This is a genomic window from Flavobacterium pectinovorum, assembly GCF_006438875.1.
GTDB classification, from domain to species: Bacteria; Bacteroidota; Bacteroidia; order Flavobacteriales; family Flavobacteriaceae; genus Flavobacterium; species Flavobacterium pectinovorum_A.
Window position 1 is genome coordinate 91,337 of record NZ_RCZH01000011.1, and the last position, 21,199, is coordinate 112,535.

The 21,199-nt window shown below is 33.0% G+C and carries 21 protein-coding genes; 6 read left to right on the plus strand and 15 right to left on the minus strand.

All coding sequences use genetic code 11. The features are described from left to right. Positions 1 to 229: 229 nt before the first annotated feature. From EAH81_RS16730 to EAH81_RS16760, 7 genes are all read right to left on the minus strand, one after another. Complete coding sequence (locus EAH81_RS16730) at positions 230 to 1,069, minus strand: SDR family NAD(P)-dependent oxidoreductase (RefSeq protein WP_140509179.1); 840 nt, start codon at positions 1,067 to 1,069, stop codon at positions 230 to 232. 13 nt (positions 1,070 to 1,082) lie between these two features. Beyond that, positions 1,083 to 1,922, minus strand: a complete 840-nt coding sequence (locus tag EAH81_RS16735; protein WP_140509181.1) for an oxidoreductase — start codon at positions 1,920 to 1,922, stop codon at positions 1,083 to 1,085. An 84-nt stretch (positions 1,923 to 2,006) separates the two neighbouring features. Further along, positions 2,007 to 2,906 (minus strand): helix-turn-helix domain-containing protein, encoded by a 900-nt coding sequence (locus tag EAH81_RS16740; RefSeq protein WP_140509183.1) that lies wholly within the window; start codon positions 2,904 to 2,906, stop codon positions 2,007 to 2,009. 27 nt (positions 2,907 to 2,933) lie between these two features. Then, positions 2,934 to 3,755 (minus strand): AraC family transcriptional regulator, encoded by an 822-nt coding sequence (locus EAH81_RS16745; RefSeq protein WP_140509185.1) that lies wholly within the window; start codon positions 3,753 to 3,755, stop codon positions 2,934 to 2,936. A 184-nt stretch (positions 3,756 to 3,939) separates the two neighbouring features. Further along, positions 3,940 to 4,641, minus strand: a complete 702-nt coding sequence (gene lipB, locus EAH81_RS16750) for a lipoyl(octanoyl) transferase LipB (protein WP_140509187.1) — start codon at positions 4,639 to 4,641, stop codon at positions 3,940 to 3,942. Positions 4,642 to 4,646: 5 nt separating this feature from the next. Continuing rightward, positions 4,647 to 5,402, minus strand: a complete 756-nt coding sequence (locus EAH81_RS16755) for a hypothetical protein (protein ID WP_140509189.1) — start codon at positions 5,400 to 5,402, stop codon at positions 4,647 to 4,649. Between the two features lie 461 nt (positions 5,403 to 5,863). Then, a complete protein-coding gene (locus EAH81_RS16760) occupies positions 5,864 to 6,589 on the minus strand; it encodes a hypothetical protein (RefSeq protein ID WP_140509191.1) in 726 nt (241 codons plus the stop codon). Positions 6,590 to 7,214: 625 nt separating this feature from the next. Between EAH81_RS16760 and lysS the strand changes: the two genes are divergently transcribed. The 3 genes from lysS (at position 7,215) to EAH81_RS16775 (ending at position 10,780) form a co-directional block, all read left to right on the plus strand. After that, positions 7,215 to 8,915, plus strand: coding sequence for a lysine--tRNA ligase (lysS, locus tag EAH81_RS16765; protein ID WP_140509194.1), 1,701 nt, complete (start codon positions 7,215 to 7,217; stop codon positions 8,913 to 8,915). Positions 8,916 to 9,002: 87 nt separating this feature from the next. Then, positions 9,003 to 10,256: an AAA family ATPase gene (locus EAH81_RS16770; RefSeq protein ID WP_140509196.1), complete on the plus strand. Its 1,254-nt coding sequence runs from the start codon at positions 9,003 to 9,005 to the stop codon at positions 10,254 to 10,256. Beyond that, the gene (locus EAH81_RS16775; RefSeq protein WP_140509199.1) at positions 10,253 to 10,780 is read left to right on the plus strand and encodes a hypothetical protein; all 528 of its coding nucleotides are present in this window, start codon (positions 10,253 to 10,255) and stop codon (positions 10,778 to 10,780) included. The genes EAH81_RS16770 and EAH81_RS16775 overlap by 4 nt, the downstream gene beginning before the upstream one ends. A gap of 21 nt (positions 10,781 to 10,801) precedes the next feature. Here the strand turns inward: EAH81_RS16775 and EAH81_RS16780 are convergent, their stop codons facing one another. From EAH81_RS16780 to EAH81_RS16790, 3 genes are all read right to left on the minus strand, one after another. Further along, positions 10,802 to 11,401: a hypothetical protein gene (locus EAH81_RS16780; RefSeq protein ID WP_140509201.1), complete on the minus strand. Its 600-nt coding sequence runs from the start codon at positions 11,399 to 11,401 to the stop codon at positions 10,802 to 10,804. A 53-nt stretch (positions 11,402 to 11,454) separates the two neighbouring features. Then, complete coding sequence (locus tag EAH81_RS16785; RefSeq protein ID WP_140509203.1) at positions 11,455 to 12,480, minus strand: 2-hydroxyacid dehydrogenase; 1,026 nt, start codon at positions 12,478 to 12,480, stop codon at positions 11,455 to 11,457. Positions 12,481 to 12,599: 119 nt separating this feature from the next. Beyond that, positions 12,600 to 13,523, minus strand: a complete 924-nt coding sequence (locus EAH81_RS16790) for a DUF4274 domain-containing protein (RefSeq protein ID WP_140509205.1) — start codon at positions 13,521 to 13,523, stop codon at positions 12,600 to 12,602. Between the two features lie 232 nt (positions 13,524 to 13,755). On the opposite strand from EAH81_RS16790, the gene EAH81_RS16795 reads away from it, so the two are divergent. Next, positions 13,756 to 14,196 (plus strand): hypothetical protein, encoded by a 441-nt coding sequence (locus EAH81_RS16795; RefSeq protein ID WP_140509207.1) that lies wholly within the window; start codon positions 13,756 to 13,758, stop codon positions 14,194 to 14,196. 48 nt (positions 14,197 to 14,244) lie between these two features. On the opposite strand, the gene hemL is transcribed toward EAH81_RS16795, so the two are convergent. The 5 genes from hemL to EAH81_RS16820 form a co-directional block, all read right to left on the minus strand. Then, positions 14,245 to 15,531, minus strand: coding sequence for a glutamate-1-semialdehyde 2,1-aminomutase (gene hemL / locus EAH81_RS16800; RefSeq protein WP_140509210.1), 1,287 nt, complete (start codon positions 15,529 to 15,531; stop codon positions 14,245 to 14,247). Positions 15,532 to 15,608: 77 nt separating this feature from the next. Further along, positions 15,609 to 16,118, minus strand: a complete 510-nt coding sequence (locus EAH81_RS16805; RefSeq protein ID WP_140509212.1) for a hypothetical protein — start codon at positions 16,116 to 16,118, stop codon at positions 15,609 to 15,611. A 49-nt stretch (positions 16,119 to 16,167) separates the two neighbouring features. Then, positions 16,168 to 17,058: a glucosaminidase domain-containing protein gene (locus tag EAH81_RS16810; protein WP_140509215.1), complete on the minus strand. Its 891-nt coding sequence runs from the start codon at positions 17,056 to 17,058 to the stop codon at positions 16,168 to 16,170. Further along, a complete protein-coding gene (locus EAH81_RS16815) occupies positions 17,051 to 17,947 on the minus strand; it encodes a 1-aminocyclopropane-1-carboxylate deaminase/D-cysteine desulfhydrase (protein WP_140509217.1) in 897 nt (298 codons plus the stop codon). The genes EAH81_RS16810 and EAH81_RS16815 overlap by 8 nt, the downstream gene beginning before the upstream one ends. A 3-nt stretch (positions 17,948 to 17,950) precedes the next feature. Next, positions 17,951 to 18,292, minus strand: coding sequence for a hypothetical protein (locus EAH81_RS16820; RefSeq protein ID WP_140509219.1), 342 nt, complete (start codon positions 18,290 to 18,292; stop codon positions 17,951 to 17,953). Positions 18,293 to 18,405: 113 nt separating this feature from the next. On the opposite strand from EAH81_RS16820, the gene EAH81_RS16825 reads away from it, so the two are divergent. Together EAH81_RS16825 and EAH81_RS16830 are read left to right on the plus strand one after the other, a co-directional pair. Next, positions 18,406 to 18,591, plus strand: coding sequence for a DUF5522 domain-containing protein (locus EAH81_RS16825; protein WP_140509222.1), 186 nt, complete (start codon positions 18,406 to 18,408; stop codon positions 18,589 to 18,591). A 493-nt stretch (positions 18,592 to 19,084) separates the two neighbouring features. Beyond that, on the plus strand, positions 19,085 to 21,061 hold the full coding sequence (locus EAH81_RS16830) for a urocanate hydratase (protein ID WP_140509224.1): 1,977 nt from the start codon (positions 19,085 to 19,087) through the stop codon (positions 21,059 to 21,061). Positions 21,062 to 21,199 lie beyond the last annotated feature (138 nt).

Below are 21,199 nucleotides of genomic sequence, written 5' to 3' on the forward strand. Positions count from 1 at the left end.
GTAAGAAAACGAAATCTAGTTTTCACGAAATAGCAAATCCGTTTTTATCCGCGTTTTTACAAAGTAAATCTGTTTTATCCGCGTCAAAATTAGACGCTGATTTTACTGTTCGCTAAAGCAAAAACGCTGATAAAAACGGATTTTTCTAATTACTTTCTGGATTAAACTGTTAAGTAATTTGATAGATTCCCCCTTAACTTAATGACATTGTGCTCGGTTTAATTGTGAATTAAAATGATGTAGAAATAGTCAAATCTTTCCAGTTTGCTAAATCTGTTTTCACAATTTCAATTTTGCTGTTTGCCATATCATAGGCATCTTGTCCTAAAAACAAATGAAGCGGCGGATTTTTCTCCTTGCTGATTTGAATCAAGGCATTAACTGCTTTTTCAGGATCTCCAGGCTGATTTCCGTTAATTTCATTTTGATGCGCCAAAACAGATTGACGTGCTTCTTCATAATCAGCAATTGGATTTTTAGGCAATCCCATTGAATCTGCAGATAAAAAGTTAGTTCTAAAATACCCCGGATAAACCAAAGTCACATTTACGCCAAAAGCTTTTGCTTCTGCCTGCAAACCTTCCGTTAAACCTGAAACGGCAAATTTTGTAGAACAATAAATTCCCCAACCTGGAAAACCACCGTGATATCCACCAATTGATGAAATATTAAAGAAATGTCCTGATTTATTTGCTCTGAAATGTGGCATAGTATTTCGAATTACATTTAATAAACCAAATACATTTACATCAAAATTACGTCTTGATTCTTCGTCCGAAAGTTCTTCTAAAGTACCAATTTGACCATAACCAGCATTATTTACCACTACATCAATAGTTTTAAAATGACTAATCGTTTCTTGAACTGCTTTTTGAACACTGCTTTCCGTCACAATATCCATTGCTATAGGTAAAAAGTGATCTGATGTTGCGCCAATTTCAGTAATTAATGCATTTACATCTCTTGAAGTTGCAGCAACTTTATATCCGTTTGCCAATAATTTTTTAACCAAAGTTAATCCTAAACCTTTTGAGGCTCCAGTTACGAACCATACTTTATTTATATCCATTTTTTTAATTTAATTAGTTTGTAAAACTTGTAGCATTTGTAATTGTTTCCCATTGCTTAAACTCTTTTTCCAAAGATTGAATTTTAGCATTTGCACGCTGATAAGCATCGTTCCCAAGCAAAAGATGTAAAGGAGGTTCCGGCATTGCAACAATTGCAATCATAGCAGCAGCGGCTTTTTCAGGATCACCAATTTGTTCTCCATCCATTTTTAAATATCGGGCATGAGAATTTCTGACCTCCTCGTATTCTGAAATAGTGTTTTGGGGTAATGTAAGCGAATCAGGTTTAAGAAAATTGGTTCGGAATGCTCCCGGTGCAACGACAGTAACTTTGATGCCGAAAGATTTCACATCTTCGGCCAAAACTTCAGATAAACCAATAACCGCAGCTTTTGATGCCGAATAAACTGCCCATCCTGTTGCTCCGGTAAATCCTGCAATTGAAGAAATATTAATAATATGCCCTGATTTTTGTGCTCTTAAATAAGGCATAACATTTCTAATCACGTTTAAAGTGCCAAAAACATTTACATCAAAACTTGCACGTGTTTCTTCGTCATTTAATTCTTCGATGCTTCCGCCAATGCCATATCCGGCGTTATTTATGACAACATCAATTCTGTTGAATTTTTTCACGGCTTGAGAAATTGCTTTCTCAACCTCTTTATCATTTTTAAGATCAACAGCTAACGGAAGAAAATTTTCTGAATCAGAATTGGTTACTTTGATAAGATCATCAATATTTCTTGATGTTGCAACCACATATTGACCTGCTTTTAATAATTGATTTACTAAACTCAAGCCCAAACCTTTTGAAGCTCCGGTTATAAACCATACTTTTTTAGTATCCATATTAATAGTGTTTTAATTAGAATACAAAAGTATGACGCTAACGGTTCTTTGCGCTAACGTGATTCAAACCATAAATTACAAAAATCAAACAGTTCTAAATTGTCGTGGAGTAAGCTGAATGTTTTTCTTGAAGAAATTATTAAAGTGAGTTGGCTCTTCGAATCCCAAACTATATGCGATTTCTGAGATATTCCAATCCGTGTGTTTTAAAAGGATTTTTGCTTCCTGCAAAATGCGTTCTGCAATAATCTCGGAAGTCGTTTTTTGTGTTGTTTCTTTTAAAGCTCTATTAAGATGATTGACATGAATAGTCAACTGATCGGCAAAATCAGCCGCCGAACGTAATCCAAAACGCTGTCTTGCATTTTCAATAGGAAATTGTCTTTCGAGCAATTCCAGAAACAAAGACGAAATTCGGCTCGAAGCATTAGAATGCTGAGTAACAGAAATATTAGCCGGCTGTAATTTCATGGCACTGTGGATCAATTCAAAAACCAAATTGCGCAAGACATCATACTTATAGGTATAATCAGAATTTATTTCGGTAATCATTTGCTCAAAAATACTTTTTATTTTTTCTACCTGATCATCATCAATAGCAAAAACGGGAGATCCGTTGGGTTTAAAAACCGGATATTCTTTTAGATTGCCAAACTGATGAAAAAAAGCTTCTGTAAACACGCAAAAAAAGCCCGTTTGCTGTTCCTCTAATTGTTCCCAGTTGTATGGTACTTGGGGATTGGCAAAGAAAAGTACCTGCTTTTCAATTTCTACAATTTTGTCTGCATAGTGTACTTTGTTCTTCCCGATAATCAGGCTGATCTTAAAATAATCTCTCCTGCTGTACGGAATAGGTTTTGCGCTGCAGCCCATAAAATCATCCAATACAAAAACATTAAAATGACCGATTTCTTTTTTGAGATTATCGGGCATAAAAAGGAGTTTTTTTCGGTAAAAATCTTCTATACTTTCTAGCTTATCCATTTTACAAAGTTACAAAATTCAAACAATCTATTCAGATTTAGAACTGCAAATGTCATTTTGGAATTTCAGGAACTTGGTTGGAGAAATATTCATATAATATTTAAAATCATGTATCAATTGGCTTTGATCATAATAACCACATTGATCTACAACAGAAAGCCAATCGGTTTTAGAATTGCTTAAAATATCTTTCTGAATAGCTTCGACAGCTTTCAAAAACCGTTCATAACGACTGATTTCTTTAATAGTATAGCCGAAAAATTTCTTTTGATTCAATTGAATATTACGTTCTGACTGATTGGTTTTTGACGCAATCGCTTTTATGGGATTTAAATTTTCATTTTTAAAATCGGCCAAAAGCGTTGTTAAGATATTTTGCTCTCTCAAATAAGGTTTGCAGAATTCTAATATATAATCGACACGTTCCTTTGTATCAGATAATTTATTCAGTTCTTCCCATAAAACAGAAAAACAATTCTCAGCAATTAAAACATCCGGATGAATAGGCAATGAATGCGTTAAAAGTGCATTCCCGAAGAATCTATAAAAAGCATCTTCTTTAAAATTGGCGACTAAAATCTCTGAATTGGGTTCTAAAGTATAATCAAATGCTTGTTTTATGGGTCCCAAAACAATGCATTTTTCGACTTCGAGAGTAGAATTTTTCTCAGATTTTAAAGATGATTTTGTCCCGAAGTTAAAAACAAGAATCGTTTGAAAACTAGGTAATAAAGTTTTTGTAATAGGAAATGCCGTTTTGTTTTCGGCAAAATAAAAATGAGAAAAAACAGTTTCAAATGCTGAAGGAACAGCAATTCTAAAATTGTTATTTACTTCAGCATTTTTCATACTATTTATATTTTAAAAGGTAGTTAGGTGCAGTTTTAACACAGAGAACACAAAGTTTTTTACCCCAAAGACTTTGTAAAAACACAAAGTTCACAAAGCCAAATCACACAAAGCTTTGTGAACTTTGTGTTTTTTATACGTAAAGTAAAATTAATCTTAGCGTACTCTGTGTTTAAATCTTATATTATGAAACAAATTCTGCTTCAAACAAATTCGTCAAATGTTTTACGATTTTGGCTTTTACTTCGTCTTCGTCAACTCTTTCTACACCAAGTTCTACTTGCAATGAAGTAACACCTTTTCCGCGAATTCCACACGGAATAATATTATCAAAATAACCTAAATCTACATTTACATTCAAGGCAAATCCATGCATGGTTACCCAGCGTGAAGCGCGAACACCAAGTGCACAAATTTTACGCGCAAACGGAGTTCCAACATCCAGCCAAACCCCAGTCTCACCTTCGCTTCTTCCGGATTTCAATCCATATTCTGCCAATGTCAGAATAACTGATTCTTCCAGAAAACGTAGATATTTATGAATATCAGTAAAGAAATTCTCAAGGTCTAAAATCGGATAACCTACTATTTGTCCCGGTCCGTGATACGTAATATCGCCGCCACGATTGATTTTATAAAAGGTTGCACCTTTTGCCTCAAGTTGTTTTTCGTTTAATAACAGGTTCTCTAAATCGCCACTTTTTCCCAACGTATAAACATGTGGATGTTCTACAAATAGTAAATAATTGGGCGTTGGCAAATCAAGTTCTTCTCTTCTATTTTTGATTTTTAAGTCGACTATGTCCTTAAAAAGTTCTTCCTGATATTCCCAGGTTTCTTTATAGTCTTTACTTCCTAAATCCTGAAGTTGAATTTTTTTGTTCATTTTAATTATTTTTCAAACTCGATTTCGAAGTTGAGTTTGTCAGGATTCTCCATATAATCCGTGAAAGGGTATTGAATTGTAATTGATTTTCGATCTTCACTAAACGTAGCATTTGGGTTTGAAACCTTTTTGATTCGCTTAGGAAAATGATATTTTATAATATAGTTTGACGACGCAAAAATCATTTTAGACATATCCGCAGCAGAATCTTTTGCTTTTTCAGCCAGTTTTTGCTTGTCGATTACTGCTTTACGCGTAAATTTCTTTCCGTCATAGGTATAACTTAATTTACTATTATTATCTCCTAATCCTTTACTAAAAGGAGCTGCAGCATTTGCTCCGCCTTCTAATTTTTGAAGCGCACTCATAGATTGCAATGCATCTTGTAACTCATTTACGTTTTTAAAATCAGTAGAAAGCGTCATTAAAAACTCTTTTTTCTCGGCATTCATTTTTGTATTTACTACAAAGTTTTCCAGTTTTTTAAGTTCTTTTTGAGCTTCAGGAGACAATTTTGCAATGCTGTCTTTTTTCTCTTCAAATAATTGTTTGAAAGTAAAAGTTGTATCGATATTTTTCTTGGCATCGGCTCCCATTTGATCACCAAGCTGGTCGCCAGCCATTGCCATTAAAGAAGAACCGTCCATGTCTACAGAAAACTTTCCAGTTCCGTTATCGTTTACGTAAATGTTTTCGGTTAAGGTGCAACTTGTTAATGTTGCTATTAAAAAAGAAAAACTAAGCAGTTTATATAATTTCATAGGGACTAATTTTTTATCAAAGATACGAACTCTATTTTATTTGGTTAATCGTTTAGATGTTTAATTGTTTATGTAAAAATTGCCCACGGATTTTACGGATTTAAACGAATCTAACACTGATTTTTTATTTTTGAAGCGACGATCTTTGTCAAAGTTTTAAAACTTTGACTATAAGGAACTTTAATTTGATAACATTAAAAAAATATTTCACACAAAATGATCACAATCTTGTTCATTTCGACCAAAACTACTTTATGTGATTTACTTCGTCTGTTCATCATCGCTCGGGTCTCCCTTCGATCAAAATGAACAAGATGTGTTTAAACTTTGCGAAGATGTATTGAAATCCATCCCTACAATATATTTTGTTTCTTCGGAACTGCTTTAAAACTTTGACAAAGATAAACCTGAAATAACCTGCGTTCAACCCGTTTAAATCCGTAAAATCCGCGGCCCATAACTTACTCTAAAACAACCTCAAAACTTGTCATTTCAGGATTTTGCAAACAATCTGAAAGTTGAAACTCTAAGGTTAATGATTTTTTATCTGCACTGATATTTGCCTTTTCGTTTGAAACCGATTTTATTTTCTTAGGAAAATGATATTTAAGAATATAAGATTGGGTTAGTTTTAAAGACTTATATTTAGGATCAGCGTTCTTAAATTGATTTTTTGTTTTTTGAAGTTCCTTTGGATTTGTGACGGAAACTAATCGTTTAAAAACTGTTCCGTCAAAATTGTATTGTATGTTGAAATAATGATTTTCGGCTGTTAAAGCATAATTATATTTGATATCATTGGCATAATCTTCTGTCTTGTATAAATCCGGAATCTCTGAAACTTTATTAAAATTAGATGACAATACGGTTCTAAATTCTTTTTCGAAAGAGCTTTGTTTTATATGCACTTTTACATTCGAATATTTTTGGAATAATTGCTGTTCTGTTGGCGTGTATTTCAAAAATGTCTCGTTATATTTCTTAATATAGTCCTGAAAAACATAACTTGTATCTTTAAAAATTTCTTCATGGGCATATTGATCTCCTGCCAATTGCATATAACTATTTTCGTTACGAAGCTGCACAACTTCAATCGTTCCGCTTCCGTCCGGATTGATTTGAATGGTTTCGGTAATTTGACAACTTGTTAGGATAAACAGAATTATTAAGGCTGATATGTATTTCATTTTTTTTGAAAGGTACTGAGGTTCTGAGAGGCTAAGATACTGAGGTTTTTGTTTAATTTCTTTTTTTGTTTGTCATTTCGACGAAGGAGAAATCACATCCAGTATTCTACAAAGATTGGCGAATTTCTTTGCGTCCCGAAGCTCAATGTCATTAAGTTAAGCATTTAAAAAATAAAATCCGTTTTTATCCGCGTTTTTACGAAGTAAATCTGTTTTATCCGCGTCAAAATTAGACGCTGATTTTACGGATTCGCTAAAGCGAAAACGCTGATAAAAACGGATTTTTCTAATTACTTTCCTGATTAAACTGTTAAGTAATTTGATAGATTCCTCCTTAATTTAATGACATTGCCCGAAGCTTCGGGATAGTGTGATTTCTCCTTCGTCGAAGTGACAAAACAACCGATAAACACCCAACTAAAAGGTCTTTTGAAAACTGAAATTTCTAAAATAGCCCCGATAGAAGCGGTATCCTTTTTTGCGTTTTCGGCAAAAAAGATACAAGTGAATAGCGTGACTACAGGTCATTGAAATCCCGTAAATTACTGCTTCAAAAAATCTAAAAACTGCATTCTGAAATCTACATTCTTTTCTTTATCTTTGCACACTTAAAAAAGAGCACAAAATGGCATTATCAGAACAAGAAATCATTAGAAGAGAAAAACTTCAAAACTTACGCGACTTAGGAATCAATCCTTACCCAGCTAATCTTTTTCCTGTAAATCATACTTCGAAGCAGGTTAAGGAATCTTTTGAAGAAGGTAAGAAGGTGATTGTTGCCGGACGTTTAATGAGTGTGAGAGATCAGGGAAAAGCTTGTTTTGCCGAATTGCAGGATAGCGAAGGACGTTTGCAATTGTACGTGAATCGCGATGTTTTGTGCGAAGGTGATGATAAAACTTTATACAACACGGTTTTTAAAAAATTAACTGATTTAGGTGACTTTATTGGTATCGAAGGTGAATTGTTTACTACAAAAGTTGGTGCGCAATGTATTCGCGTTGAAGGATTTACTTTTTTAAGTAAAACATTACGTCCGTTGCCTTTACCAAAAGTAGATGAAGATGGAAACATTCACGATGCATTTAATGATCCTGAATTACGTTACAGAATGCGTTATGTGGATTTAACAGTGAATCCTCAAGTTAAAGAAAACTTTATCAAACGTACGAAGTTGTATACTGCAATGCGTGGTTATTTTAACGATGCAGGATATCTTGAAGTTGAAACTCCGGTTTTACAATCGATTCCTGGTGGTGCGGCGGCACGTCCGTTTATTACGCATCATAATTCGCTTGATATTCCGCTATATATGCGTATTGCAAACGAATTGTATTTGAAAAGATTAATTGTTGGTGGTTTTGAAGGTGTTTATGAGTTCTCTAAAAACTTTAGAAATGAAGGAATGGACAGAACGCATAATCCTGAATTTACCGCTATGGAAATATATGTAGCCTACAAAGACTACAACTGGATGATGGAATTTGCTGAAGGTTTACTTGAGCATTGTGCGATTGCCGTAAACGGAACTAGCGAAGTTACTTTTGGTGAACACCAGATTAACTTTAAAGCGCCTTACGCTCGTGTGACAATGACGGATTCTATCAAACATTTTACAGGTTTTGATATCTCTGGAAAAAGCGAAGAAGAATTGTTTGACGCTGCCAGAGGTATGGGAATTGACGTTAATAATACAATGGGGAAAGGAAAATTGATTGATGAAATTTTTGGCGCTAAATGCGAAGGAAATTATATTCAGCCAACTTTCATTACGGATTATCCAAAAGAAATGTCGCCTCTTTGTAAAGAACACCGTGACAATCCTGAACTTACGGAACGTTTTGAATTGATGGTTTGTGGTAAAGAAATCGCAAATGCTTATTCTGAATTGAACGATCCAATTGATCAACGTGAGCGTTTTGAAGATCAAATGCGTTTGGCTGCAAAAGGTGATGATGAAGCTAATGGAATCATCGACGAAGATTTCTTAAGAGCATTAGAATACGGTATGCCTCCAACGTCCGGAATGGGAATTGGTATGGATCGTTTGATTATGTATTTAACAAATAACGCATCAATTCAGGAGGTTTTATTGTTCCCACAAATGCGTCCGGAGAAAAAACAATCAATTGAATTGTCTGATGAAGAGAAAGCAATTATCATTTTACTAAAAGGAAACGAAAATAAAATGGATCTTGCGCAACTAAAAGTTACAGCTAATTTAAGCGGTAAAAAATGGGATGTCTCAATGAAAAACTTATCTAAACATGGTTTAACAAAAGTTGTTGTTGATGGTGAGTTTAAATTTGTGGAATTAGCAGAGTAAATTCTTTTAAAAACATATTAAATTTAAAAAGGAGCTTTTATTGAAGCTCCTTTTTCTTATATAAAAATTTTCCTTAATTTTGAAAACATGGAAAGAGCAAAACTTATTGTTAAAAATTTCGGACCTCTAAAAGATATTAATATCGAAGTTAGAGAAATGGTTACTTTTATTGGTGCGCAGGCTTCTGGAAAGAGTACTTTGGCTAAGTTAATTTCTATATTAGAAGATGAAAATTTTAGAAGAAATAGTAAAATTACATTTGAAGAAGAGCTGAACAAGTATAATATGAAATCATTTCCCAATGATGGAACTATTATCACTTATTCCAAAGGAGATTATAGTTTTACATTTAGAAATCACAAATATTCAAAGACAAATCCTAGAGAGTTAATTAAAGAACAATTTGTAGATTTTTTAAAAAATAGTAAGTCCAATAAAGAAAAAAATGACGAATTCAAAAATCTTCTTAAACATGATTTGGTATCTAATTGGGAAAATCAATTTACTCCACAAATAGTTAACGATATTTTTAAAAAATTAAATGCTTATTTCAATAATGGTACTAAACCATATGAAATTTCAATAGTAGATTTTTTTCTCCATTATGAAAATATATTAACAGAATATGGAATAAATATTAAATTTGATTCATTATATATTCCTTCTGAAAGAAATTTCCTTCACTTAATTGTCGAAAATACCTTAGGATTGATTAATAATAATATTCAAATTCCAAAACATCTTTTAGAGATTGGACAAGAATACGAAAAAGCAATTCATACAATAAAAGAATTACCATTAACTATTATTAATAAAAAATTCAAATATAAAAGAGAAGGAAAAACATCTTATATATATCATAATGAAAATGAAAAAGTAGATTTATTAGAGTCTGCTTCGGGATTACAATCTATTATTCCAATTTTGCTTTTAGTAGAGTATTCAAAATCATTGAAGGAAAAATATAATTTTAATTTTGTTGTTGAAGAACCTGAATTAAATTTATACCCAAAAGCACAGCATGAATTGATAAAATACTTAGTTAAAAATTGTTTATTTGATAGAAAAAATTTAATTCTTACAACTCATAGTCCTTTTGTTTTAGCTTCTATAAATAATTTATTACTAGCTTATGATAAAGGTCAGAAACATCCAAAAGAAGCAAATAAAATCATTAAAAAAGAATCTTGGTTAAATCCTAAAAGCTTCATTGCTTATGAGTTGAAAAATGGAAAAGCAAAAAAAATAATGAATGATAAGTTAGGGCAGATTGCGGAAAACATGATTGACTCCGTTTCTGATACTTTTGCAGATGAATTTGATAAACTTTTAGATTTATGAGTTTTGAAGAATTATTAGCACATTTTCCTGATTTAGAAAAAGATGTTTGCTACAAAACATTAGAAAATTCGGTTTACTATCTTGAAGAAATTAAAGACTCTACAGTTCAATTAAAAACTGAAGAAGAATACTGGAATCTCTGTTTGGAAAATGAAAATCTAAAAGAAATTTTGTTTCTAGAAAACGAGTATTCAATCATGAAAAATGAAGATTCAAAAAAGTGTGATTGGGTAATATTCGGAAACAATAATATTCATTTTATTGAATCAAAAGATGTTAAACCAAGAAATAGAAGAAAAGAAAGAATTGATGCAATTAAACAATTGATCGCAACGATTGAATTCTATAAATCTAAAGTTGATTTAGATTCAATTACAATTTTCTCTCAAATATGTTTTCAATCCAAATCAAAAACAATTAAAGCTGGGGATCAGGCACGAAAAGTGCTATTTAAGCAATATAACTCAGAATTTTCAGAAGGTAATCTTATTAAATTTGAAAACCCAAAACCCGACAGGTTTTAAAAACCTGTCGGGTTTTGGGTTTTAAAACGAATATTTCTCCAACTTCTTCCCATCAATATCCAAAACCTTTGCGTCATCTCTTGAAGCTTCCTCTTTGACAACTTCCTGAACAGATGGATTTGACGGATATTTTCCGTTTTTCAGTTTTAAAAGATGGAATTTTCCTCCACTTACAGCTATTAAATCGTAAAATTTATCTGATAATGAAGTTGTAATATAAATCGGAAAATCAGTTACGGTGAAAGAATTGATTAAACTTCCGTCGTTATTCAGGATATATCCCGAACAACCTCCGCTTCCGCAGAAATAAGAATTCGAGAAACCTACAAAATATTCGTTCTTTTTATCATTATTCAAATCGAAAGCGCTATAATAAAAAAATCGATCTTCTTTTGTCATAGCCGGTAAATCTTTCTTTAGCAAAACCAAAAGCTGCTTTCTAATTAATTCTACTGCTTTATCATCTTTTGGAGCAACATCGCTAAGATCTGCTGTTCCTGAAACTGTTTTAGATATTGTATCGGTTACAATTGTTTTAACGATATTTTCTTTTACTGTTTCTTTCTTCTGACATGAATACATTGCCAATATTGCCAATGCCACTAAAATTTTATTTTTCATAGTTTCTATTTTTTAAGTTTGTGTACTAAACCTATCGCGTTTTCCAATTCAATTTAAGCCAACAAAGCGGCTTTATTCTCAATATCATTTTGAGCCAATAAGGACTTTATATTATTGAATGTGACTAAAGCGATTTGCGTTAAAGCTTCATTGGTAAAAAATGCCTGATGTGCTGTTACCAAAACATTTGGAAAACTCATTAAACGCTGAATTGCATCATCCTGAATAATATCATCTGAAAGATCTCTAAAAAATAGTTTTTCTTCTTGTTCGTAAACATCGATTCCCAGGTATCCAATTTTACCTTCTTTAAGGCCTTCAATAACAGAAGCTGTTTCAATCAATCCGCCTCGACTTGTATTGATAATCATCACGCTGTCTTTCATCAAAGCAATTGACTTTTTATTGATTACATGTTTGGTTTGATCGTTTAGCGGACAATGCAGCGATACAATATCACTCGATTTGAAGATTTCTTCCAGTGAAACAAATTTTACTCCGTCTTTTTCCATTTCTGCATTCGTTACAATATCATACGCCAAAACTTTGCATCCAAAACCTAAAGCGATTTTGGCAAAAGCTTTTCCAATATTTCCCGTTCCAATGATTCCGATTGTTTTTCCGAATAAATCGAAACCTAATAATCCGTTTAAAGAAAAATTCTGTTCCCTAACTCTGTTATAAGCTTTATGCGTTTTTCGATTTAAGGTCAAAATCATTGCCATCGCATGTTCTGCAACTGCCTGAGGGGAATATGCAGGAACACGACAGACTTTTAAATTATACTTTTTTGCCGCTTCCAGATCGACATTGTTAAAACCTGCACAACGCAAAGCAATAATTTTAACTCCCTTTTCTGCCAATTGTTTTATAACAGTTTCATTGACAATATCGTTTACAAAAACACAAACAATTGAAGCATTTTCGATCAAAATAACGGTTTGCGAATTTAGTTGTGTTTCAAAAAAATCTAATTCAAAACCAAAGTCCATATTATATTTATTAAAGAAAGTTTTGTCATAAGGTTGGGTCGAAAAAAGGGCGATTTTATTACTATTTGATGTAGTCGATAAACTCATAATATTATTTATTTGATTCTTAAGTAATGGTTTTACTAAGTTAAGTAATTAAATCTGAAGTAAATTTCTGATCATAAAAAAAGAGCTTCTGCTAAAGCTCTTTTATCAAAATAGTTTTTTTAATCTCTAAATTTCAAATGATCTGTACTGAAAAGTAACCCAATCCCACTGTAAGGATCTTTTTTCAAATCATAAAAATTGTTTACTCCTTCCAAATCTTTATACAAATCATATAGTATCGAAGATTCCTGAAATCCATCTATTGTATGGTTTATAATAGTATCAGATAAACAAGTTAGTTCTTTTGTAGCATTTGTAACACCTATATTATTCCCTGTTTCCCAATCCCAAATAATCCAATCCCAACGATGCTTTTTGTGCACACAATCCATCCATAAATACGAAAGGTTTTTGATTTTTATTTTTCCTAATTCTTTCTCTTTCCAAAACTCAACACTTTCAATTATCGCTTTGATTGCATCTTCAGGTTCCTTGTAAAGGAAATCAGGATTTGAGATTTGAATAATCTTTGTAGCGTCTTCAATTTTGGTGTTAATTGTTTTTAATTCCTTTTCGTTCGGTTTTCTTAAAAAAGCGAATTCAATGTCCTGACGTTCAAAAACATTTCCTGGTGATTTCAACAACATTTCTGAAGGAATACATTTTGTATTAGAATATTCGTCAAGAAACTCTTCCTCTGGATCAAATGAAAAATTTTCACTTTCATAAAAACCGGAAACATATCGCTGCTCAATTTCTTTTATTAACTGATAAGTTTCATAATTTATATCTTCTTTTATTTCATCCTCATTTTTAAACCTGCAAAAATAATCCGGCTGCAACATCCAATACAAACATAGAGCTGTTCCTTTGTCAAGATTTTTTTGTTTGATAATCCATTCAAAAGGTTCAAGTCCGTCATCATAATTCCAATGCTGAACAAATTGATGCAATTCGAGAGCTGTTAATTTTTGATACGACATCTCGTTATTTACTGCTTTAAGAACACGGTTTTTACTTTTCTTATTGAATAATTCTTCCATTTTATCTTCTAATGCTTGACTTTATATTCTAAACAAATTTAAAAACCAATTCTTACAAAAACACTACAAATAGTGAAAAAGCTCTTAAATTATTAGCTAGAAAGCTCTATATCAAATAATTCGGCTCCTTTTTTATTTTTAATTTGTTAAATAATCTATAATTCTGATTATCAGATTAAACCTATTGAATTTGAAAAAGTCTAATTCTTATAACAATTAAAAAACTTACATCATGAAAAAATTATTTATTGCAGCTTTGTTATTCATCGGAATAGCGAGTTTTGCACAAGAAACAGATCAAAAGCCAACTCAGGAACAAAGAGAAAAATTAACTCCGGAACAACGCTCTGAGAAACAATTAAAAAAACTTACCTCTGAGTTAAATTTAGATGCAAATCAACAAGCGCAGGTTAAACAACTTCTTGCCGACCGAAATGCTAAAGCAGAAAAATTTAAAGAAGCTCGTAAAGCCAAAAAAGACAGCGATGTAAAACCTACTGCAGCTGAAAAAGAAGCTTTCAAAAAAGAGGTAATGGCTGAAAGAGATGCAAACGATGCTAAAATGAAAGCGATCTTAAATGCGGACCAATACACAAAATGGAAAGCAATTCAAGAAGAAAACAAAGACAAGGCAAGAGAAAAAATGAAAGAATACAAAAAAGAAAACAACTAATTCTTGTATAAAAAAAAGAGGCTCAATTTTGAGCCTCTTTTTTGTTTTTTAGAATGTCTTTGAAACCTTATCAATTGCATTTATCGTGAAATCTAAATCTTCGTATGTTAATGCATCTGTAATAAACCAGGTTTCATATGCCGATGGCGCAATATAAATACCTTCATTTAACAAACCGTGGAAAAATTTTTTAAACGTTTCGTTATCTCCTTTTGCAGCCGTTTGAAAATCAACAACCGGATTTGCATCAAAATGTACAGAAATCATAGAACCTACTCTATTGATGGTAAAAATAACATTATTTGCTTTTAAAACCCTATCTATTCCAGCTTCTAAATATGCCGTTTTTTCGTCTAAACGGGTAAAAATTGCACGATCATTATCAAGAGATTGCAACATTGCTAATCCCGCAGCCATTGCCAACGGATTTCCAGATAATGTTCCAGCTTGATAAACAGGACCAAGCGGTGCAAGATAATTCATGATTTCGGCACGGGCAGCAAAAGCTCCAACCGGCAAACCTCCACCAATTACTTTTCCGAAAGTAACAATATCAGCATTGACATTAAACAATTCCTGAACTCCACCACGAGCCAAACGAAAACCGGTCATTACCTCATCAAAAATTAGCAAAATTCCGTTTGCAGTACACAAATCTCTTAAACCTTGCAAGAAACCTTCTTGAGGCGGAATACATCCCATGTTTCCTGCAACTGGTTCGATAATTATAGCTGCGATTTCGTTTTTATTAGCTTCAATTAAAGTCTTTACATTCTCTAAATCATTGTATTTTGCCAACAAAGTATCTTTTGCAGTTCCTTCTGTAACTCCGGGACTATTTGGAGATCCAAAAGTTACGGCTCCACTTCCGGCCTGAATCAAAAATGAATCTGAATGTCCGTGATAACAACCTGCAAATTTAATTATTTTATCTCTTTTTGTAAATCCACGAGCCAGACGAATCGCACTCATACAAGCTTCTGTACCTGAATTTACAAATCTGATTTTATCAATGTTCGGAACCATAGAAACTGCCAAAGCTGCAATTTGAGTTTCCAATTCAGTTGGCATTCCAAATGAAGTTCCTAATTTTGCTTTTTCGATCACCGCATCAACAACAGGTTGATAAGCGTGACCCAAAACCATTGGTCCCCATGAGTTGATATAATCGATTAATTTATTTCCGTCTTCATCATACAAATAAGCACCTTTGGCACTTTTTACAAAAATAGGAGTTCCACCAACCGCTTTAAAGGCTCTAACTGGTGAATTTACGCCTCCCGGAATTACTTTTTCTGCTTCAGCAAAAAGCTGACTACTTCTTTTATATATCATTAGTTATTTTAGATTTTTGAGTTCAAATTTTAGATTTATCAACTTAAACCTGTTATTAACTCATTAATTTTTTTTGTTCAATTTATTTTTTTCGCAGACATTGCATATCCATGATGTGTATCAAATTCTTCTCTCAAGATCCACTTATTTTCACATTTACTGCATTCCTGTATTTCTTCCTTTATAGTATCACAACCAGCGCTTTCCTCTAAAATTTTCTCTGTGAAAATTAACGTTTTTGGAGAACAAGTTAGTCCGGAATATTTTTCACATTCTTTTGGATTCCCACATTGTAAAGAGTTATCATAAAAATAAGCCTCTGCAAATTCAAAATATTCAATTGGATAGTAATTTGGAGAATCAAATGGAATATATTCCTTTGATGTAACATCGTTTACCTGCAACCATTTTTCAATATTTTGGTATTCAATCATTTTCCACAAACCACTACATTTTGAGCATTTGTAAATTAAAACTTTCACTTTTCCTTCTCTTAGAAAATAAGAATCTAATTCTGTTAGGTTTTCCTTTTCACAATTAAGTTCCAGATTAGATCTCTCAAAATTTTTACAATATTTATAGATCATTATTATTTTAAATTAAACTGAGAACTGCCACTGAAAACTGAGACTTAAACTATTTCACTTTCAACTTCTGCCCAACAGAAAGCGCATTATCCGAAAGATTATTTTTCTGTTTTAAATCATCAACCAACACATTGAATTTTTTTGAAATCGAATATAAAGTATCTCCTTTTTGAACTTCATATAAGGAAAGATCGTTTGAAGATGTATTTGAAGTCGAAATTGGAGTTGAACTTTTTGTCGCAACAGATTTCTCAAAAGGTTTGTAGTTTCTGCCCGTAACCTGACAATCATATTGATGCAGATTATAACGCTCGATATAACTTATTAATTTATCCGGATAATTAGGATCCGTTGCATAACCGCAAGCTCTTAATCCTTTTGCCCAAGCTTTATAATCATCTTTTTCATAAGTGAATAAACTTGCATATCTCTTTTTTCCAACCAAAAATAAAGCGTGATCTCGATACGATTCTGAAGCTTCTGTGTATTTTCGAAAACATTCCTGAGCCGAATCATCATCGTGACGAACGCTTTCGCCAAGCCAGTCATTATGACATTTTATCCCAAAATGATTATTTGCATCAATAGCCAAATCTCCCTTTCCGGCACCAGATTCCAGAATTCCCTGTGCCAAAATAATACTTGCAGGAATACCATATTTCTGCATGTTTCCCATTGCAATATCTTTGAACTGTAAAATATAATTATTGACTAAATCGGTGGTTACAACTGTTTTTGAAGTAGACTGAATAACCTCAGTTGTATTATTTGTAGAAGGGTAATTTTTGCCAATTGGCTTAGAATAAGCTGGCTTTTTGGTTGTTGCCACTCTTGGCCTCTGTACTGCTGCTGCTTTCTTGGTTGTCGCAATAGTAGGTTTACTAGAGGAACAACTCACTAAAGTTGCCAGAATTAAGAATGTAATTATTTTTTTAACCATTGCTTTTGAGTATTGGTAATTTTTTCTGCTTCAATTTTATATTCATTCCATCAATTCCCTGTAATCCACCGGTATGAATGAGTAAAATTTTTGAATTTGCAGGAAAATAGTTTTTATATATTAAATCTATAACGCCAAAAAACATCTTTCCTGTATAAATTGGATCTAAAGGCACTTTATTTTCTTCAAAAAAAGCATTGATAAATTCAATTAATTCTAAATTTATCTTCCCATAACCTCCAAAATGATAGTCAGAAATTAAATTCCAGTTATCTTTTTTTGCAAAAATACGAAWTTCATCGGTTAAAAAGTCACCTTTTAACGCCGGAAACCCTAAAATTTTCTGATGTGGCAATGCACTATTGATTAATCCCGAAATGGTTCCGCCCGTTCCTACCGCACAGCAAACGTAATTAAAAACCGCATCCTCATCAGTCAAAATCTCTTCGCAGCCTTTTACCGCCAAATCATTTGTACCACCTTCTGGAACCAAATAAAAATCGCCATACCTATCTTTTAGCTTTTCTATAAAGGAAATTTCACTTTTAAGCCGATAATCTTCTCTTGAAACAAATCCAAATTGCATGCCGTTTTCCTGAGCAAATTTCAGTGTTGGGTTTTCTTCTATTTTATCAAAAAGTTCATCGCCCCGAATAATTCCGATAGTTTTAAAACCTTGTTCTTTTCCTGCAAAAGCTACCGCCGCAATATGATTCGAAAAAGCACCTCCAAAAGTCAATAAAGTAGTTTTATTTTCGGCTTTCGCCTGAAGCAAATTGTATTTGAGTTTTCTGAACTTATTCCCCGAAACAAAAGGATGAATCAAGTCTTCTCGTTTTATTGTCAGAGAAATATCGTTTGGGAAAGTGATATGAATTTCTTGGTTCAAAATCTATTTTTCTTTTAATGTTAAGTAATTTAAAAATCCGAAAAAAGATCGGTTTTTCAAATAATCAGAATCCGTTTCATTAGTATAAGCTTCCCTTTCGAAACTTATATTTCGATACGCCAGATCCTTATTTTTATATTGAATTAACCTTATTATATATTCTAAAACATAAAAGACATAAAAAGGCAGAACCAGTAATTCTAATTGTTGTCGAAGATGGATTTTTTCATGATTGACAAAAACGGGATTTTCTTTGTCCTGATTGTATTTCAAAAACACAAACGGAAACACAGCCATTCCTCGATATCCTTTCGGAATTAAATATTTAGCAACAATCAGAAACATTAGCTGTAAAATTTATAAATTTGTAGATAAAAAATGTTCGATTTCGTTAAAATCATAATCGACACAATCAATTTGATTTTAATAAAATAAAAACAGGAACGCTAAACAGATTTATGGAAGAGCAAAGTAATGAAAATAAACTAATCGAAGGGGAAGATTTTTACTATACGCCCGAAGGTTATAAATGCTTTACCGAAAAACACCATTTAAAACGGGGTTATTGCTGCAAAAGCGGTTGTCGTCATTGTCCGTACGGGTTTGATAAACGTACGGGAAGAATTAGAAAACAGTCTAATTAGAAAATGTGCCAATTTGATAATGAGATAATTCCTTAATTAGTCAATTTAAAAATGTGTCAATTAGATGATTCTAAAATCAATAATCTAAACTCTAAAATTATAAATGGATATTCGCTCAAGAAAATTTAGGATTAAGATCCACAAATCCTATCACAGGTCGGATATTCGTTATCCCTAGCTTTAATTAGAAAATGTGTCAATGTGCCAATGAGTCAATTTGAAAATGAGATAATTGTTTCAAATAGAATTTACATTGATAGGTATTTCGCTCCTATGGAGCTTTTACAAAATAAATTATATGGTTTTCTATAAATATAACGCCTTTCTAAGGCTGAGAACAAATCCGTAAGGATTGAAATATTTATAGAACCTAATTTACCGATCAGAATTTCAGCCCCAGCGGGGCGACATAAAAAAACAAATTAATTTAGACGCTTGATTATTCGGATTCAAAAAATCTAAAATCAACACTCTAAAATCTAAAATAAAAATAATGACTTTCAAAGCAGAAATACAACAAGGAATACCAAGCATATTACCTCCAAAAAAACAATACGATTTAGCCATTAATCACGCTCCAAAAAGAAAAGAAATCCTTTCGGCTGAAGAAAAAAAACTGGCTTTAAAAAATGCATTACGTTATTTTGAAGCTAAACATCATGCCGAATTAATCAAGGAATTTTCAGAAGAATTAGAAACTTACGGACGTATTTATATGTATCGCCTTCGTCCTGATTACAGAATGTACGCGCGACCAATTGACGAATATCCGGGGAAATCATTGCAGGCAAAAGCGATTATGCACATGATCCAGAATAATCTTGACTATGCTGTGGCACAACATCCGCATGAGTTGATTACGTATGGCGGTAATGGAGCTGTTTTCCAGAACTGGGCCCAATATTTATTGACAATGCAATATTTGTCTGAAATGACAGATGAGCAAACGTTAACCATGTATTCCGGACATCCAATGGGATTATTCCCTTCCCATTCAGAAGCTCCAAGAGTTGTGGTTACTAACGGAATGGTGATCCCAAATTATTCTAAACCGGACGATTGGGAGAAAATGAATGCTTTGGGCGTTTCGCAATACGGACAAATGACAGCTGGAAGTTATATGTATATTGGACCACAAGGAATCGTACACGGAACTACAATTACGGTTTTGAATGGTTTTAGAAAAATAAAATTAAATCCAGAAGGAAACCTTTTCGTGACTTCAGGTCTTGGCGGAATGTCCGGTGCACAGCCAAAAGCCGGAAATATCGCGGGTTGTATTACGGTCTGCGCCGAAGTAAATCCGAAAATCACTAAAATTCGTCACGAACAGGGCTGGATTAATGAAATTGTAACTTCGACAGAAGAATTAGTCAAAAGAGTGACTTTGGCAAAAGCCAATAAAGAAGTTGTTTCGATTGCTTATTTAGGAAATGTGGTTGATGTTTGGGAATGTTTCGACAAAGAAAACATCAAAATTGATTTGGGCTCTGATCAGACTTCGCTTCACAATCCTTGGGCTGGTGGTTATTATCCTGTTGGAATTTCTTTTGAAGAAGCTAACGAAATGATGGCAAACAATCCTGAATTATTCAAAGAAAAAGTACAGGAATCGTTACGTCGTCAAGCAAAAGCAATTAACAAACATACGGCAAAAGGAACTTACTTTTTTGATTACGGAAACGCCTTTTTATTAGAAGCTTCTCGCGCTGGTGCTGATGTAATGGCAGAGAATAACATTGATTTCAGATATCCGAGTTACGTTCAGGATATTATGGGGCCAATGTGTTTTGATTATGGTTTTGGTCCTTTCAGATGGGTTTGTACTTCAGGAAAACCGGAAGATTTGCAAAAGACAGATACTATTGCAAGTGAGGTTTTGGAAGAATTAGCGAAGACTTCTCCAAATGAAATTCAGCAGCAAATGCAGGATAATATTAAATGGATAAAAGGTGCGCAGGAAAATAAATTGGTTGTAGGTTCTCAGGCTCGTATTTTATACGCTGATGCTGAAGGTCGCATTAAAATTGCAGAAGCTTTTAATCAGGCGATTGCAAAAGGCGAAATCGGAACAATTGTTTTAGGACGCGATCATCATGATGTTTCCGGAACGGATTCACCTTACAGAGAAACTTCAAATATCTACGACGGATCTCGTTTTACAGCCGATATGGCGATTCAGAACGTGATTGGAGACAGCTTTAGAGGTGCAACATGGGTTTCTATACATAATGGCGGTGGAGTTGGCTGGGGAGAGGTTATAAATGGTGGATTTGGTATGGTTCTTGATGGTTCTAAAGAGGCTTCAAAACGCTTAGCATCAATGCTTTTTTGGGATGTTAACAACGGAATTTCAAGAAGAAGCTGGGCTAGAAATGACGAAGCTATTTTTGCAATAAAAAGAGCAATGAAAGTTCAGCCATTATTAAAAGTGACTTTGCCTAATATAGTCGACGAAAATCTATTTTAGACAAATAATGTCATCCTGAGGCTTAATTTTTTTCAAAAAAAAGCAATATAAATGACATTTACCGCAAAGTTCACAAAGGTTTACGCAAAGTTCACGAAGCTTTATCCCTATTCCGCTTTGCTTTGAGATCGCTAAGGG